General features: G+C 57.3%; 15 protein-coding genes and 1 pseudogene. 11 read left to right on the forward strand and 5 right to left on the reverse strand.

All coding sequences use genetic code 11. From position 1 onward, the window contains the following. From ACR0NN_RS00005 to ACR0NN_RS00020, 4 genes and pseudogenes are all read left to right on the forward strand, one after another. Nucleotides 1–176, forward strand: a pseudogene (locus ACR0NN_RS00005) (5-aminolevulinate synthase); the annotation flags it as partial. A gap of 129 nt (nt 177–305) precedes the next feature. Then, the gene (locus ACR0NN_RS00010) at nt 306–1,520 is read left to right on the forward strand and encodes a helix-turn-helix domain-containing protein (RefSeq protein WP_170727908.1); all 1,215 of its coding nucleotides are present in this window, start codon (nt 306–308) and stop codon (nt 1,518–1,520) included. A 70-nt stretch (nt 1,521–1,590) separates the two neighbouring features. Next, the gene (gene ispG / locus ACR0NN_RS00015; RefSeq protein WP_170727909.1) at nt 1,591–2,712 is read left to right on the forward strand and encodes a flavodoxin-dependent (E)-4-hydroxy-3-methylbut-2-enyl-diphosphate synthase; all 1,122 of its coding nucleotides are present in this window, start codon (nt 1,591–1,593) and stop codon (nt 2,710–2,712) included. A gap of 101 nt (nt 2,713–2,813) precedes the next feature. Continuing rightward, nucleotides 2,814–3,380: a hypothetical protein gene (locus ACR0NN_RS00020; RefSeq protein WP_170683510.1), complete on the forward strand. Its 567-nt coding sequence runs from the start codon at nt 2,814–2,816 to the stop codon at nt 3,378–3,380. 286 nt (nt 3,381–3,666) lie between these two features. Here the strand turns inward: ACR0NN_RS00020 and ACR0NN_RS00025 are convergent, their stop codons facing one another. From ACR0NN_RS00025 to ACR0NN_RS00035, 3 genes are all read right to left on the reverse strand, one after another. Next, nucleotides 3,667–4,227 carry a CHAP domain-containing protein gene (locus tag ACR0NN_RS00025; RefSeq protein ID WP_480683662.1) on the reverse strand — a complete coding sequence of 187 codons (561 nt, stop codon included), beginning with the start codon at nt 4,225–4,227 and terminating at the stop codon, nt 3,667–3,669. Nucleotides 4,228–4,415: 188 nt separating this feature from the next. Further along, nucleotides 4,416–5,174 (reverse strand): DsbA family protein, encoded by a 759-nt coding sequence (locus ACR0NN_RS00030; RefSeq protein WP_170727910.1) that lies wholly within the window; start codon nt 5,172–5,174, stop codon nt 4,416–4,418. Next, nucleotides 5,171–6,556, reverse strand: a complete 1,386-nt coding sequence (locus ACR0NN_RS00035) for a M48 family metalloprotease (RefSeq protein ID WP_170727911.1) — start codon at nt 6,554–6,556, stop codon at nt 5,171–5,173. Before ACR0NN_RS00035 ends, ACR0NN_RS00030 begins: the two co-directional genes overlap by 4 nt. Between ACR0NN_RS00035 and ACR0NN_RS00040 the strand changes: the two genes are divergently transcribed. The 7 genes from ACR0NN_RS00040 (at nt 6,555) to ACR0NN_RS00070 (ending at nt 15,852) form a co-directional block, all read left to right on the forward strand. After that, on the forward strand, nt 6,555–7,718 hold the full coding sequence (locus ACR0NN_RS00040) for an aminotransferase class I/II-fold pyridoxal phosphate-dependent enzyme (RefSeq protein WP_170727912.1): 1,164 nt from the start codon (nt 6,555–6,557) through the stop codon (nt 7,716–7,718). The genes ACR0NN_RS00035 and ACR0NN_RS00040 overlap by 2 nt on opposite strands. A gap of 66 nt (nt 7,719–7,784) precedes the next feature. Next, nucleotides 7,785–9,005: an N-acetylmuramoyl-L-alanine amidase gene (locus ACR0NN_RS00045; RefSeq protein WP_170727913.1), complete on the forward strand. Its 1,221-nt coding sequence runs from the start codon at nt 7,785–7,787 to the stop codon at nt 9,003–9,005. A 95-nt stretch (nt 9,006–9,100) separates the two neighbouring features. Then, nucleotides 9,101–11,587 (forward strand): PBP1A family penicillin-binding protein, encoded by a 2,487-nt coding sequence (locus ACR0NN_RS00050; RefSeq protein ID WP_170727914.1) that lies wholly within the window; start codon nt 9,101–9,103, stop codon nt 11,585–11,587. 87 nt (nt 11,588–11,674) lie between these two features. Further along, nucleotides 11,675–12,802, forward strand: coding sequence for a peptide chain release factor 2 (gene prfB / locus ACR0NN_RS00055; RefSeq protein WP_170727915.1), 1,128 nt, complete (start codon nt 11,675–11,677; stop codon nt 12,800–12,802). Next, nucleotides 12,803–13,510 (forward strand): M50 family metallopeptidase, encoded by a 708-nt coding sequence (locus ACR0NN_RS00060; protein ID WP_170727916.1) that lies wholly within the window; start codon nt 12,803–12,805, stop codon nt 13,508–13,510. A 118-nt stretch (nt 13,511–13,628) separates the two neighbouring features. After that, entirely contained in the window at nt 13,629–15,026 is a 1,398-nt protein-coding gene (locus ACR0NN_RS00065) for an amidase (protein WP_170727917.1), read from the forward strand. Nucleotides 15,027–15,054: 28 nt separating this feature from the next. Continuing rightward, a complete protein-coding gene (locus tag ACR0NN_RS00070) occupies nt 15,055–15,852 on the forward strand; it encodes a DUF2189 domain-containing protein (RefSeq protein WP_170727918.1) in 798 nt (265 codons plus the stop codon). Between the two features lie 10 nt (nt 15,853–15,862). On the opposite strand, the gene ACR0NN_RS00075 is transcribed toward ACR0NN_RS00070, so the two are convergent. Together ACR0NN_RS00075 and ACR0NN_RS00080 are read right to left on the reverse strand one after the other, a co-directional pair. Next, entirely contained in the window at nt 15,863–16,570 is a 708-nt protein-coding gene (locus tag ACR0NN_RS00075; RefSeq protein ID WP_170727936.1) for an XRE family transcriptional regulator, read from the reverse strand. A gap of 94 nt (nt 16,571–16,664) precedes the next feature. Then, nucleotides 16,665–16,799: a hypothetical protein gene (locus tag ACR0NN_RS00080; protein ID WP_480683666.1), complete on the reverse strand. Its 135-nt coding sequence runs from the start codon at nt 16,797–16,799 to the stop codon at nt 16,665–16,667. Between the last annotated feature and the right edge of the window lie 50 nt (nt 16,800–16,849).

The raw sequence follows: 16,849 nt of genomic DNA on the forward strand, positions 1-16,849 counted from the left end.
ATGACTATGGCATCTACGTGCAGCCGATCAATTTCCCAACCGTTCCCCGCGGCACCGAACGCCTGCGATTTACCCCCTCTCCGGTGCATGGACCTGACGAAATGAACCGATTGGTACAGGCGATGGACGAACTTTGGTCACATTGTGCGCTAAATCGCGCCGAACTTGCCGGTTAACCTCACGCTAAAGTGTGCAACGAGTTTGCTGCGTGTTAGGCTTACGCTAACAAAAGAGACGGACGAATCATTTAGGGTTGATTCGACGTTGGCGCGTAACACGCGACGGGCAAAGATGGGGCAGCAGGAATGATTGGGCGCAGATCACAGCGCGATTCCGAAGAAGACATGGACGTCAGACCGAAAGGTTTTGATGACTATGAGGTACGGCTTGGCGATGTGATGCGCGGCGAACGCGCGACAATGGGCAAGTCGCTTCTGGATGTGCAGCGCGAACTGCGGATCAAGGCCAACTACATCGCCGCCATCGAAAACGCCGATCCCGACGCTTTTGACACACCCGGCTTCATAGCCGGGTATGTGCGTTCATATGCCCGCTATCTGGGCATGAACCCGGATGAGACCTTTGCAATCTTCTGTGAGGAAAGCGGCTTTGAAGTCGCGCATGGCATGTCGGCCGAGGCCTCGGTGGTTAAGAAGGCGCAAGGTGGTCTGCCTGCACGCGGGCCGATGGGGCGTGATCCCTTTGTCTCGCCGAACACACCTTATATTCCGGGCCGTCAATCTGTTGTCAGCCAGATCGAACCACGTGCGATTGGATCGACGCTGGTGCTGTTGGCCGTTATCGGCGGCATTGGATATGGTGGCTGGTCGGTATTGAATCGTATTCAGCAGGTTCAGGTCAGTCCGGTCGAGCAAGCGCCGGTTGTCCTGACCGATCTTGATCCCTTGGATGCAGCACGAGCGCGCTCGGATGAGACTGAACTGGCCAGCGTAGATGTGCCAAGTTCTGACGCTTTGGATCGTTTGTATCGTCCGCAGGCTTTGGATGTACCCGTACTAGTGGCGCGCGATGCACCGATTTCCACCCTTGATCCACGCAATGTCGGCGCATTCCGCGCGCCTGAACCTCCGCAGATCAAAGTGACCGAAGTTCATACGGTTGAACGCCCGGCTTTGCCGCAGGTGGTTGAAAAACTGGATACCACTCTGAAGATTGTGGCCGTGAATCCCGCTTGGATGCGTGTCACCGCAGCCGATGGCAGCGTGATCTTCGAAGGCACGTTGGGCACTGTTGAACAAGGCAATACATTCGAAGTTCCGCTGACCGAAGAACCCCCGCAACTGCGTGCTGGTGCTTCGGGTTCCGTATATTTCTCGATGAATGGCGAACATTTTGGTCCCGTCGGTGCTCCGGGTACCGTAGCCAAAGGTGTGGTCCTGTCTAAAGATTCAGTCGCAGAAAACTTCACGGTCGCCGATCTTGAAGCTGATCAGAACAGCGCGCTCAAGCAATTGGTGGCCGAGTTGCAGACACAGGCGGCAGAAGCGCCCGTCGAGTGATCTTGGCATTGCTCCTATTGGGTAGGCGAACTATCTAAGGGGCAACTCAGGCTGAACCGGACCAATCCTCATGTCCCTCAATCACGTGCGTCCGTGGCGCAACATCTATCGCCGTAAATCTCGCCAGATCATGGTCGGCAATGTGCCCGTCGGTGGCGACTCGCCGATTGCGGTTCAGACCATGACCAACACGCTGACCACTGACGTGGCCGCGACTGTTGCACAGGTGCAAGCGGCGGCAGAGGCGGGTGCGGATATCGTGCGGGTCTCGGTCCCGGATGAGGCGTCGTCAAAAGCGCTCAAAGAGGTCGTGCGCGAAAGCCCTGTGCCCATCGTGGCGGATATCCATTTCCACTATCGCCGTGGTATCGAATCCGCCGAGGCGGGTGCGGCCTGTCTGCGCATCAACCCGGGCAACATCGGTGATGAGAAACGGGTTCAAGAGGTCATCAAGGCGGCGCGGGACCACGATTGCTCGATCCGGATTGGGGTCAACGCGGGGTCTCTGGAGAAACATCTGCTGGAGAAATACGGCGAGCCTTGCCCCGAAGCGATGGTCGAAAGCGGGCTCGAACATATCCGGATTCTTGAGGATAACGACTTTCAAAACTTCAAGATCAGCGTGAAGGCCAGTGACGTGTTCCTGTCAGCCGCGGCATATCAGGGCATTGCTGAGGCGACGGATGCACCGATTCATCTGGGTATCACCGAGGCTGGAGGACTGGTCAGTGGCACCATCAAATCGGCCATCGGTCTGGGCAATCTGCTGTGGATGGGAATAGGCGACACGATCCGCGTCAGCCTGTCCGCCGATCCGGTCGAAGAGGTGAAAGTTGGCTATGAGATTCTGAAATCCTTGGGCCTGCGTCATCGCGGTGTGAACATCATCTCGTGCCCCTCCTGCGCGCGGCAGGGATTTGACGTGATCAAAACGGTTGAGGAATTGGAGCATCGACTGGAACACATCAAGACGCCCATGAGCTTGTCGATCATCGGCTGTGTGGTGAACGGTCCGGGTGAAGCGCTGATGACCGATGTTGGCTTTACCGGCGGCGGAGCAGGCTCGGGTATGGTCTATCTCGCGGGTAAGGCCAGCCACAAGATGTCGAACGATCAGATGATCGACCACATCGTTGAAGAGGTTGAGAAGAAGGCAGCGGAATTGGACGCCGCAGCTGAGGCTGCAGAATAAGTCGTCAGCAAAAATTCAGGTTAATTTGAAATGCGCCATGATGTAGCCTGATTTGTCGCCATAAGTGGCGTCAGAGGCAGGCATTTCTGGAGCAGGGAATTTTGAAAACCAAAGTATTTTTTGCGGGTTTCATGATGACGGTATTGGGGGCATGCAGCAGCACTTCGAGCGAATACGACAAACGGCCGGGCTTCATAAATGTCCCTGTTCCGCCAACTCAAGGGACCCAGCTTGGCTATTTATCTGTACACGTGACGGGCTTGAATAAAGACGGTACGACAACGAAAAGCGATGTGCGTATCAGTCCGGGTGGTCAGGGCAAGCCACGGGGAAAGACTCCAGTCATGTATTTTGACTCGCAACTGAGCTCGCGCGTTGCATTGTCTTTGCGCGATGGGCGAGATTCGGCTGCAGCATTCGCGTTTGCCCAGCAAGTTGCCCGCGCGACCTATTGCCCGTCAGGACCGATCACTAAAAACACCGGAATTCGAAAGTACTCCCGCCCTGAAGATTTGCGGGCCATTCTTGCCGAAAGCCAGCGGCAAGGTCGCGATGTTATTCCTGCAGGCGTCAAAGGCGAAGCAATTTCAGCTACCGATTTCAGAAGAGACGGCACCCCGACTTGGGTGGTGTCGATGAAATGTGACGCGCCTTTTCCGTATGATTGAGATAGTAGGCGGAAGTCAGATCGCACTTTGCCAATCATAAACGGAGAATTGTTCCTGTTCCGCGTAAACGCCTTCGCGGGTTCGCTGCATCAGCTTTACAATCCAGTACCTAGCAGTCCCCCATCCCCAGAGAAAGCCAGCGGAACAGCACGCGGGGGCAAACGGTATCGGTAGGGAAGTGGTATAGATCGCTAAGCTGGCGGTGAGTAAGCAAGTGCAGAAGCTAAAGAAATGAAGTTTCCATCGCGCACTTTATCCTTCGGTTTTGAAAGCAAAAAAACTAGAACTACTCACCGATCTTCGGATAAATAAAGCCGTTCACCGGGTAGTGGCTGCCATACTGCCCCGGCCGGCTTTCGACACGCACCAACGTCCAGTCGTTGTTTTTGGAGACGTCTCTGACACCCATTTTCAAAGACACCTTGTTGCGGTGCCAATTGGCGTGATTGATGATCACTTCGCGCTCGGTGACAATATCGGATACGACCGCCACATGGCCCAAGGGCATTCCGCCAGTTGCTCTAAATGACATGACTGCGCCAACAACGGGTTCATTGCCCCGGCCAAAGCTATTGCGCGCCTTGCCCCACCAATCCTTTGCATTGCCGCGAATTTGGATGCCGCTGAGGTCGCGTGCATAGGGTACGCACCATACGCGTTGACCCCGGGAATGCTTTCTTGAGACCTCTTGTAGCGCCATAGCCTGACGTTCGGGATCAAGGTCCGCGTCGTTCGGGTTTTGAGCGCAGGCAGAGACAAGCGTGAACAGCCCCAGCGCAATCGAAGCGCGGGCAAAGCCGGTCATGCGCGGCCAGATTGTATTCGCTTTGCTTGTGGTGGTGTGCAAGGAACTTTGTTGCCGGTTTGAGTGGTGTCAAACTTGTACGGCGATCTTATGCGCTCTGAAAAGAGTTCAATCGGCCGACGGCAAGATTTTGCCTGTTTCCTTCGACACAGAATGTTTGGAGGCCGGGCTTGAAACGCCCGGCACACTTACCAAAGCAATTTTTGGGGCGGCCATGCCGCCCCTCGTGCTTAGCCTTGTTCGGCCCGCACACCATTTGCGATCTGCAGCATCTGGTCGGCGGGCAGGTAACCGCGCAGCATTTCGGTGCCCAGAACGAAGGACGGAGTGCCGGAAATCTGCAGTTTTTGCGCCAGCTCGCGGGTTTTTGTGATCTCTTCCGTGACTTCATCGCTGCCCATCGCCGCGATGATCGCGTCGCTGTCCAGACTCAAACCATCTGAAATCCTGCGCAGAGTCACCTCAGAGGGTTCACCGCTGAACTCCAGCAGGGCGTCATGGACCTGCTTATATGCATCGTCTCCGGCAACCTGTTTGGTGGCGATGGCAAAGCGGGATGACACCAGCGAGGCATCACCCAGAATCGGCAATTCCTTGATCACAAGGCGGATGTTGCCGTCCTCGGCCAGCAGATTGGCCACTTCGGGCACGGCGCGACGGCAATAGCCGCAGCGATAGTCCATGAACTCGACCAGAGTGATGTCGCCGTCCGGGTTGCCACCGACCCAACTGTAGCCATCATTGAACAGGTCATCTGCATTGGCAGCGACCAGTTCCTTGTCGGCCAACGCCTCGGCTGCGGCATTGCGCTCTTCAAGGATATTGATTGCCTCGATGATCACTTCGGGATTTTGCAGAAGATACTCGCGCACCTGCGCGCCAAATTCTGCTTTTTCGGCATCGCTCATCGCGTTTAGATCCAGCGCGTGCGCCGGGGCGGTGATCAGGGAAAGACCCAAAAGGGCCGGTGCAGCATGTTTCAGGATCATTTCCGTTTCCTCTTTTTGTCTTTCTTTGCGCGCTCCGAGGCAATCAGCACATCCTGTGCCCTTTGCCAACCCGGAGAGCCTTCGGGAAGCTGTGCAACAGCCCGTTTGGCATGTATGCCCGCATCTTCAAGACGGCCCTGCAGGGCAAAGCGCTCAGCGGTTACTGCCGAAGCCATTCCGTTATTGCCCACCTGCGAATAGGCCGAGCCCAAATCCCGCATCAAGCGGGCGTTTCGGTAGTCACGCGCACGCGCCTTTTCAAGCACTTGCAGCGCTTTCTTCGTCTGCCCATCCGCCAGTAGTGCACGCCCATATCCCGCAAGGATCAGGGCATTATTGGGCGCCATGTCAACCGCTGCGCCATAGGCTTCGACAGCCTCGCGCACGCGCCGGTTTTCCAGTAGGATCTGGCCTTTCAACTCATAGTAATATGGATCGTCTGGCCGGATTTCCAGCGCGCCATCGATTGCAGCACGGGCGCGGGACAGATCGCGGTTCTGATGATGGGCCGAAGCTTCTCGCATCAAACGGATATCGCGGTCCTTCTCTTCGGCCGCCCGGCGCATCGTCCAGGTAGGCGATCGCAGAAAGGCCGAAAGCTTGCCCTTGATCCGCGCGAACCAATAGTCGGCATTTGCGTTTTGCTCGGCCTGGTCACCGAATTCGTCCAGAAAAGCCTCGGCCGCGCGCAGACGTTCGCGACTGGTGGGGTGCGAACGCATATAGGGATCTTGATTGATCGGGTTCAACAGCTCTTGCCCCGCGAATTTGCGGTGCAGGTTAACCATCCCACGTGGCGATATCCCTGCCCAACGCAAATAGCTGGCAGCACTTCGGTCGGCCGAAGATTCTTCGGCCCGCGTGTGGCCCAAAAAGCTGCGCAGGGCTGAGGCTCGTGTGCCTGCAGCGATCCCTGCAGCGGCCTCTCCGCCACCAGCGGCGGCGGCAGCCAGTGCCAGAAGGGTCCCGAGTTGAGCATTACGTTGCGCCGCGCGCAGGTTTTCCGAGCGCCGGGCAAGATGGCCGTTCGCGATATGAGCAGCCTCATGCGCGATTACCGCCTGCAACATCTCGGGTGTATCAACGCTCAGGATCAGGCCGTAGTTTACGTAGATGGTGTTGTAGTCGATCACGAAAGCATTGAACGTGCTGTCATTGACGACCAGAACCCGAACGCGGTTGGTGTTCAGGCCAGCGGCGCGCAGGATCGGAAAGGCTAGTTCTTGCAGTCCGTGTTCGATGTCAGGATCTCGGATCAGGCTTTGCGCGCTGGCCTGCATGGCGCTGATCAACCATGTCGCTGCCAACAGCAACACGGCCGGGATTGACGCCAGCCGGGATACGCGTTCAAAAGCCATGGCTGCAACATGGGAGATGGCCATGAGAAACTCAACCCGTTCCGGTGTCGATCCCTTCATCGTGATGGACGTGATGGAGGCCGCGCGCAAGGCGGAAGAGGGCGGACGGCATGTCGTACACATGGAGGTGGGGCAACCGGGAACCGGAGCGCCAAAGGGGGCAACCGCAGCTCTGGCAAAGGCTATGGAGCAAGGGCCCTTGGGGTACACTGTAGCATTGGGCCTTCCCGCACTTCGCCAGCGGATCGCGCAGATGTATGGCGAATGGTATGACGTTGATCTCAACCCAGAACGCGTGGTGATCACGCCGGGATCGTCGGGCGGATTTCTGCTGGCCTTTACTGCCTTGTTCGACAGCGGGGATCGCGTGGGGATCGGAGCACCAGGCTATCCCTCGTATCGGCAAATCCTGAAGGCGCTTGGGTTGGTTCCGGTTGATCTGCCGACAGCGCCGGAAAACCGTCTGCAGCCGGTGCCTTCTGATTTTGCGGGGCTTGATCTGCAGGGTTTGATGGTGGCCTCGCCTGCCAATCCCACCGGGACGATGCTGGACCATGCTGCGATGCGCGCGCTCATAGACGCAGCGCGTGGGCAAGGTGCCTCATTCATAAGTGACGAGATTTATCACGGGCTGGAATATGAAGCCAAAGCTGTCACTGCGCTGGAACTGACGGACGAGTGTTATGTGATCAACTCGTTCTCCAAGTATTTCTCGATGACCGGCTGGCGGGTTGGCTGGATGGTTGTGCCCGAAGATCAGGTGCGTGTGGTCGAGCGAATTGCCCAGAACATGTTCATCTGCGCGCCTCATGCCAGCCAGGTGGCCGCGTTGGCCGCGATGGATTGCGAGGATGAACTGCAGGCCAATCTGGATGTGTATCGCCGAAATCGTCTGTTGATGCTCGACGGGTTGCCCAAGGCCGGATTTACCAATATCGCACCACCAGATGGGGCGTTTTACGTCTATGCGGATGTCTCGGGCTTGACCGATGACAGCCGTGCGTTTGCGGACGAGATACTCGACAAGGCTGGGGTCGCGGTGACGCCGGGGTTGGATTTCGATCCGGAACGCGGGCACACGACGCTGCGGTTTTCCTATGCGCGTTCGACCGAAGACATACAGGATGGGTTGGATCGTCTGCAGCGTTTCATGGCTGAGCGTGGCGCGATCCCGCAAACGGCCTAAAGCGTTCACAAAGGCAGGGGATTGCTATAGGCTCTGCCTCAAACGATCTCGGGATAACTTGAGGCTATGAGCAGGATTTTCTACGCAATCGCCCTGATCTGGGCGCTGACTGGTGTTGCTATCGCGCAGGACTTCAGCGCGCTTGCACGCGCCCTTCCGGACCAGAGCCGCATTGTGGATGAGGGAAATACCGGCGTACGGGTCGATCTTGGCCTCAGCCAGGGTGTGCCTTACCGCGTGTTTACTCTGCGCGATCCCTACCGCATGGTGCTGGATTTTCAGGAGGTCGACTGGTCTGGATTGGATCGCGAGACCTTCCTGCAAAGCGACCGCATCAGCGGGGTGCAATATGGGGCTTACGTACCCGGTTGGTCGCGTTTGGTGTTAGAGCTGGGTGCGCCTCTGGCGGTGGAGACCGCTGATTTGCGAGTGGATCAAGTCACCGGTGCCGCTCATTTATCGCTGCACCTGAAGGGCACCGATTTTGACAGTTTTGCCGCCAGCGCAGGCGCCCCTCGGCAACCGGGTTGGGATTTGCCGGAACCCGCCGTCACACCGGCCCTGCCTCGGCGTGATGGGGCACGCGCTGTGAGGGTCATGCTGGACCCCGGTCATGGTGGCATTGATCCTGGCGCAGAAGTTTCTGAAACAAATGAGAAAACCCTGATGCTGGTCTTCGCGCGCGAACTGCGCGAGGCGCTGCTGCGGGCGGGTGGTTTCGAAGTCGTCATGACCCGTGTTGACGATCAGTTTGTCTCGCTAGAACGGCGTATCGCATTGGCGCATCGGGCCGGGGCCGACGTGTTCATCTCGCTGCACGCAGATTCGCTTTCCGAAGGGCTGGCGCATGGGGCTGTCGTCTACACGCTGTCAGAAGAGGCCTCGGACGTTGCCAGCCAAAAGCTGGCCGAACGGCATGATCGGGGTGATTTGATCGCGGGCCTTGATCTGAGCGGTGCCGACGATCAGGTCGCTGATGTGCTGCTTGATCTGGCCCGACAAGAGACCAAACCGCGCAGCAAGGCGCTGGCCCGTGCGTTGGTCGATGGCATGGCACAGCAGGGAGGCCCGATGAATCGTCGCCCCCTGCGATCCGCTTCATTCTCGGTGCTCAAGGCCGCGGATATCCCGTCGGTTCTGGTAGAGCTGGGGTTTTTGTCCAGCCCACGTGATTTCAAGAATATCTCTAACCCGGATTGGCGCGCTTCGATGGCGCAAGGTCTTGTGCAAGGGCTTGAGAACTGGAGGCAGGACGATTTGGTGAAACGATCCTTGATCGGACAATAACGCAGCGGCGCAAAACGGCCATTGTAGCCTTTCGTGTTTTGACCCTGCGAGGGGGCGACACTATATAGGCGTCACCGCGAGTAAAAGGCAGTAACGTGATCCGGTTCATTCTTTCGTTTTTCGGGGCGATCTTCAGCCTCGTTACCTTGGGTATCTTCATGGCCGCGCTGGTCGTCGGCGCGGTGTTCTGGATGTACGGGCGCGATCTGCCCAGCCATGAATCACTGGCTCAGTACAAGCCGCCGACTATCAGTCGGATTTATTCGGGCGAAGGTCAGTTGATCGACGAATTCGCACAGGAACGCCGCTTGTTCACACCGTCCGAGGAAATTCCCGATCTGGTGAAGCAGGCGTTTATCTCGGCGGAAGACAAGAATTTCTATACGCATCAGGGCTATGACCCGCGCGGGATTATTGCCGCTGGGGTTGAGGCGGTGCGGACTAAAGGTGAAACTGTCCGTGGTGCGTCAACCATCACGCAGCAGGTGATGAAAAACTTCCTGCTATCCGGCGACCGTCGCGCCGAGCGCAAGATCAAAGAGATCATCCTCGCCACGAGGCTTGAGGATACGCTCGACAAAGAACAAATCCTCGAGCTTTACATGAACGAGATTTTTCTGGGCCAGAACTCTTATGGTGTGACTGCTGCTGCCCAGACCTATTTCAACAAGACTCTGCAGGAACTGGCCCCGCATGAGGCCGCGATGCTGGCCGCCATGCCCAAGGCGCCGTCGGACTACCATCCAGTGCGGCAAAAAGAGCGCCTGCTGAACCGCCGCAACTATGTGCTGCGCGAAATGCAGCAGAACGGCTACATCGATCAGGCGACTTATGAGACGGAGGTCGATATGCCTCTGCGCTCGGTCCAGAATGGTGACTTCGAAAGCTTCCGCACTGCATTGCCGCCGCGTGACTATTTCACTGATGAAATCCGCCGCCAGCTGAGCGAAGATTTTGGCGAGGGCGAGTTCTTTACCGGCGGTTTCACCGTTCGGGCATCAGTCGATGAGGAAATGCAGGTCGAAGCGGCCAAGGCCCTGCGCACCGCATTGCAGAAATACGACCGATCACGCGGGCGTTGGCGCGGCACAGGTGAAGTGATCGCCGAAGAAAAGCTGGCCGACGAAGCGCAATGGCGTGAAGCTCTTGCCATCATGGAAATTCCCCGCGATGTGGTGCTGCCGACGCGATGGTATCCGGCTGTCGTTCTGAACGTGGCTGACCAATCGCTGACCGTCGGGATCGAGGATGGCCCTGCAGATGGCACCATCCCGCGCGCCGACATTAAATGGATGCAGGGTAACTTTCAGGACAATTTCAAACGCGGTGATGTCATTCTGGTAATGGCCGGGGAAGAGGGGCAATGGTCTGCCCGCCAGGTGCCCGAAGTGCAGGGCGGTTTTGTCGCGATGGATGTGAACTCGGGCCGCGTTCTGGCGATGCAGGGCGGGTTCTCGTATCAGGACACCGTATTCAACCGTGCCACACAGGCGCAGCGCCAGCCGGGGTCCAGCTTCAAACCCTTCGTTTACGCGGCCGCGCTGGACAGTGGTTACAGCCCGGCGACCATCGTTGTGGATGCGCCGATCGAGGTGAACACACCGCAGGGCCTGTGGCGGCCTAAGAATTCGACCAACAAGTTTTATGGCCCGACACCGTTGCGCACCGGGATCGAACAATCGCGGAACCTGATGACCATCCGTCTGGCGCAAGAGGTCACGATGCCCGTTGTCGCCGGCTATGCCGAGCGGTTCGGCGTTTATGACCGGATGGGCGCGTTCCTTGCAAACTCGCTGGGGTCGGAAGAGACGACGCTCTACAAGATGGTCGCGGCCTACGCGATGTTCGCCAATGGCGGCGAACGGGTCGAGCCGACGCTGGTCGACCGAATTCAGGACAGGTTCGGCAAAACGATCTATCGCCATGACGACCGCCAGTGTGTGGACTGTAACTCTAGCTGGCTTGAGCCCGATGAATCGCCCACGATCCTGACTGATCGCAGCCAGGTCATGGATGCCATTACGGCCTATCAGCTGACCTCGATGATGAAAGGCGTTGTAGATCGCGGCACCGCGTCAAGCGTTGTAAATCTGCCTGTGCCCACCGCAGGTAAGACCGGCACGACCAATGAATCCAAGGATGCGTGGTTCATCGGCTTTACCTCGAATATCGTTGCGGGCTGCTACATCGGCTATGATCGGCCTCGCCCGATGGGGCGGGGGGCTTATGGCGGCACTCTATGTGGCCCAGTGTTCCAGAGCTTCATGGAAACAGCCGTCGAGAAATACGGCGGTGGCCCTTTCGAAGTGCCCCCAGGCGGCCATTTCATCAAGATCGACCGCTTCAGCGGCGCGCGCCTGCCTGAAGATGCGAGTGGTGCATATGTGGTCGCCGAGTATTTCCGTGATGGCGTCGACGGCTTTATCGACCGTATCTATGACGGTGGCTTTGCAATGGGTTCGGATCTGCCTCTGTTTGAAGAAGCGAGCTCAGGCCGTCAGGTGACCACATCAACAGGTGACACGATCACGGTTGGCCCGAATGCCAGCCAGGGTGAACTGCAGGGTGGCGGGCTTTACTGACCGCCCAACTTCTCGATTTAGTCGTCTTGTGGTGGCCTGCACCTCTTGCTATCACGCAACCCTGATTGAGCAAGTTGGGACCTGACCATGCGCGCCGAAACCCAGAATATTGTGGCGGAAATCGAAAAGTCGCTGGAGCTGCTGGCGCAGCGCATGGACTATGAAACCGCACCGCACCGGTTGGAGGAATTCAACGCGCGTGTCGAGGATCCGAACCTGTGGGACAATCCTGAGAACGCGCAGAAACTGATGCGCGAACGGCAGTTGCTGGTCGATGCCATCGAGACCTACGAATCCATCAAGACCGATCTCAGCGACAATATCGAGCTGATTGAACTGGGCGAGATGGAAGAGGACGAAGAGGTCGTCACCGACGCCGAAGACGCGATCAAAAAGCTGCAGACCAAGGCCGCGAAGAAAGAGCTTGAGGCGCTGCTTGATGGCGAAGCGGACGGCAATGACACCTTCCTTGAAATCAACTCGGGCGCGGGCGGGACGGAAAGCTGCGACTGGGCCTCGATGCTGGCGCGGATGTATGTCCGCTGGGCCGAGAAAAAGGGCTATACGGTTGAGCTGCAATCCGAGACGGCGGGCGAAGAGGCAGGGATCAAATCCGCGGCCTACAAGATTTCAGGTCACAACGCCTATGGCTGGTTGAAATCCGAAAGCGGCGTGCATCGGCTGGTGCGTATCTCTCCGTTCGACTCGGCGGCCAAGCGGCATACTTCGTTCAGCTCGGTCTGGGTCTATCCGGTGGTGGACGACAATATCGAGATTGAGGTGAACCCCTCGGATATCCGCGTCGACACCTATCGCTCGTCCGGTGCGGGTGGTCAGCACGTGAACACGACGGACTCGGCTGTTCGGATCACGCACATTCCAACCGGGATCGTCGTGACCAGTTCCGAAAAGTCGCAGCACCAAAACCGCGACATTGCCATGAAGGCGCTGAAATCGCGTCTGTATCAGCAAGAGTTGGATCGCAGAAACGCCGAGATCAATGCCGCCCACGAAGCCAAGGGCGATGCGGGATGGGGCAACCAGATCCGGTCCTACGTGCTGCAGCCCTATCAGATGGTCAAGGACTTGAGGACCAATCACGAGACATCCGACACCAAGGGTGTGCTGGATGGCGATCTGGATGGTTTCATGGCGGCGACGCTGGCCCTGAATGTCTCAGGCAAAAGCCGGTCCGAGGCGCAGGGCGAGGGCTAATTGCGGCGGTCACTGACCTCGGCTGCGAACCTGATCAAGGGCCACTGGCAATTGATCGCAATCGTCGTGTTGGTATTTGTGTTCTGGAACACGTTTGTTGTTCTGCCGCTGAAGCTTCTGATCGTTTACCTGCACGAACTATCCCATGCGATTGCCATCATTCTGACTGGCGGCTCGGTCGAGAGCTTGTCGGTCTCGACACGGCAGGGCGGGCTGGTCATCGGGCGCGGCGGTAACCGGTTTATCAGCCTGACTGCTGGGTATTTGGGTTCGCTGCTGCTGGGTATGGGGCTGCTGTTGATCGCGCTGCGCACCAATGCCGATAAGGCGGTGCTTGGCGTGTTTGGCGGGGTCATGGTGTTGGTCACTCTGCTTTACGTGCGCGATCCCTTTGCCATAGCCTTTTGCGCGGGCACGGGTGCGGTGATGCTGGCGGTGGCCTGGTACCTCAGCCGTAATCTGTGCGATTTGATTTTGCGCGTCATCGGGCTGACGAGCATGATCTATGTCCCCTTCGACATCTTCGACGATACGATCCGACGCTCAGGGGTCCGCTCTGATGCTTACATGCTCGCCGAAGAGTTTGGCGGTACCACGATGATGTGGGGCGGGCTGTGGCTGGTGCTAAGTCTGCTTATGATCGGATTTGGCTTGAAGAACATGCTGGGCCGCGACAGCAATGTGCGGATTGATCTTAGGATCAAGTGATCCTGGGCTTCGGCCCATGTCCTTCTCAAGCATCGCAAAAAGATACATCTAAACAGTGGCTTTAAATGGCTCAGCCACGCCGCTAGGCTGATGAAACGCAGCCAAAGGACCAGCCCGAATGGATTTGACCAGAGCATCCGCAAAAGACATTCTTGATGCCTTGTCCAGCCGGCGGCTTTCAGCGGCAGAGCTGATGCGCGCGACGCTGGATCGGATTGCCCAGGTGAATGGTGAGGTCAACGCGATCGTGGCCTTGCAAGATCAGGATGCGCTGATGGCCGAGGCGCAGGCGGCGGATGCCACGTCTCCTGTAGGTCCGTTGCACGGACTACCCATCGCAGTGAAGGATCTGGTGAACGTTTCCGGGATTGTGTCGACCCAAGGCTCGCCCTTGTTCAAGGATCATGTCCCGAAATCCGATGATCTGCTGGCCGCACGGCTGCGCGCGGCTGGGGCGATCCTGATCGGCAAGACCAACACGCCAGAGTTCGGGCTGGGCTCGCACACGTTTAACCCTGTCTATGGTGCGACCCGCAATCCCTATGATCCGGCAAAGTCTTGCGGTGGTTCTTCCGGGGGCGCTGCCGTGGCGCTGGCGACCGGGATGCTGGCGCTGGCGGACGGCTCTGACATGATGGGCAGCCTGCGCAACCCGGCTGCGTGGAACAATGTCTATGGGTTCAGACCCACTTGGGGGCGGGTACCGTCGGAACCGGTGGGGGACAGCTATCTGCATCAGTTGTCGACCCTAGGACCCATGGCGCGCAGCCCCGAAGATATCGGGATTCTTCTAGACGCCATTTCCGGACCCGATCCAAGGATGCCTCTGAGCACAGAGGTTGAAACCGTATCGCCTGTACGGCCTGCGGATCTGCAAGGCCTGCGCATAGGCTGGCTGAGTGATTGGGGTGGGGCATTCCCTTGTGAGACAGGTGTGCTCGAACTTTGTCGAGATGCGTTGCGGGTTTTCGAGGATCAAGGCGCGAAGGTTGAGCCACTTGCACCGCCCTTTGATGCGGATCTAATCTGGGACAGTTGGATCACCTTGCGTTCGTGGAGCGTTGCAACGGGATTGCAGCCTCTGGCTGATAAGCACGCTCAGCTCAAGGACACAGCGAAATGGGAGCTAGAGCGTGGGCTGTCCTTCAGCGCAATGGATGTGCATCGTGCAAGCGTCATTCGGTCAGATTGGCACCGGCGCGCGGCAGAGGTTTTTGCCGACTATGATGCCTTGGTGTTGCCCGCCGCGCAGGTCTGGCCATTCAAGATCGAGATCCCATACCCAACTGAAATTAAGGGTTTAGTGATGGATACCTACCATCGCTGGATGCAGGTTGTGACACCGGTCAGTCTGCTGGGCCTTCCCTGTTTGGGGATGCCTGCCAGATTCGGAGCAGATGGATTACCGATGGGGCTGCAACTGTTTGGCCCGCGCGGATCGGATGCGAAAATCTTGTCGATGGGGTCTGCCTATCACGCCGAAACGCATTGGCCGCAGAAGCGACCCGCAATGTAGAAGAACCGCCTGGGAGGAGCGTACAAGGATGGACAAACCCTTTGGTGTGCCGACATTGAAACCGGTCGATACTGAGATGCTGAAAGAAGCGCTGAGCCGCGCTTGGCAGGACTATCGCCGCGCACCGCTCTTCGGGCTTTTCTTCGCCGGTTTTTATGTGTTGGCAGGTTGGCTTATGGCCTGGGTCACGCTGAAAACGGGAACCTCCTTCTGGCTTGTGCTGGCCGCAATCGGGTTCCCTCTGATCGGCCCGTTCGCCGCGGTGGGGTTGTACGAGGTTTCACACCGTCTGGAACAGGGTGAGCCGTTGAACCCCGGCGCGATATTTGGCGTTGTTGTTCAACAAAGCCGTAGGCAATTGCCTTCGATCTGCGCCATTATCGTGGTGATCTTCCTGTTCTGGTTTTTTTTGGGCCACATGATCTTTGCCCTGTTCATGGGGCTGTCAACGATGACCAATATCTCAACCTCCTTCGAGGTGTTCTTGACCCCCAATGGGTTAAGCATGTTGGCCTTGGGCACGCTGGTCGGGGCGGTATTTGCGATCATCCTGTATATGATCACTGTGCTTTCCATCCCGATGCTGCTGGATCGTGAGCTGGATTTCGTAACCGCCATGATCTCAAGCTTTGCTTATGTCAAAGCGAACATGCACGTCATGCTGGGTTGGGGGGCCTTTATCGCCATCGTTACTTTTCTGGCGATGATCCCATGGTTTCTGGGCCTGCTTGTGGTGCTGCCCTTGCTTGGGCACGCCAGTTGGCATCTATATCGTCTGATCGCAGCAGATGGCGTGGCAAAGGGTTCGCAGTCTGCATCTGCCTAACGCTGGCTGTTCAGCTTAGGGCGCTTCTTTGCATGGATTCTTCGGGGGCAACTTGTGTATGCCGCCTTACTTGCAGGGCGGCAGAAAGATCGTGCCCAAGATATCGCAGACTAAGCGGATTGGAACCCGACCTTGGTGTGCCGCCTTGTGCAATCCGATAAACATGACCTGACCAAGTCTGACCTGTCTGTTCAGAGGGCTCACTCAAGATCATCATCCGGCAATCCTGTGCGCCCGGTCGGGACATCAGGGCGCAAATCTGGCCACCAATATGGGAAACGATCCCCTGAATTTCGCGTGCTGAGGCCATGCAATTTGGCATATGCAAACGGGGTTCATAACTGCGCAACAACGTGCAATGTCGAATACGTCGGACAAACAGCAACCGGTGCCGTGCTGTTTCGTGCCCTTTAGGGGTGTCTTCGATCACATGATAGAATCCGGGGGAGAGAGTCTTTTCGGTCCCTGTGGCGAGAAACTTGTCGATGAATTCCGATGCAGGGTGGTGGGTATGCGGTTCTATTTCCTCCAGTGGTTTCAGGAGGATACGCGCGTCTACCCGGAAAAAGCGGCACATCCGGTCCAACACATCCGGCCTTGGAAAGCTTTCGCCTGCCAAATAGCGATTGAATTGAGTGCGGTTAATTCCCAACTGGCGGCAAAGTTCGGAAATTGATCGGTATTCACCTGCGAGCTGCTTGAGATTGGCACCGAACATGCTGCGCAATTCTGCAGGGCTGCGATTATTGTCGGTCACTTCGATCCAGATTTCCGTTTGTATTTTCAGAAAATAACAGCACAGGCGGCAGCACTCAGGCCGCAAGCCTTTGAAAAATCGCAAAGATGACCCCAACGGGCACCGCAAGGCGCTCCGCTACACGCCATACGCTAGTGCGATGACGTGCAAAATCAACAGTATTTTGGCTAATTTGCATGATCTTTTTCATGCTTTGGCTCATACATGAGCTGAGCCGAAACCGCAATTTATGCGTGCAGC

This window comes from Ruegeria sp. BA2 (assembly GCF_056539605.1).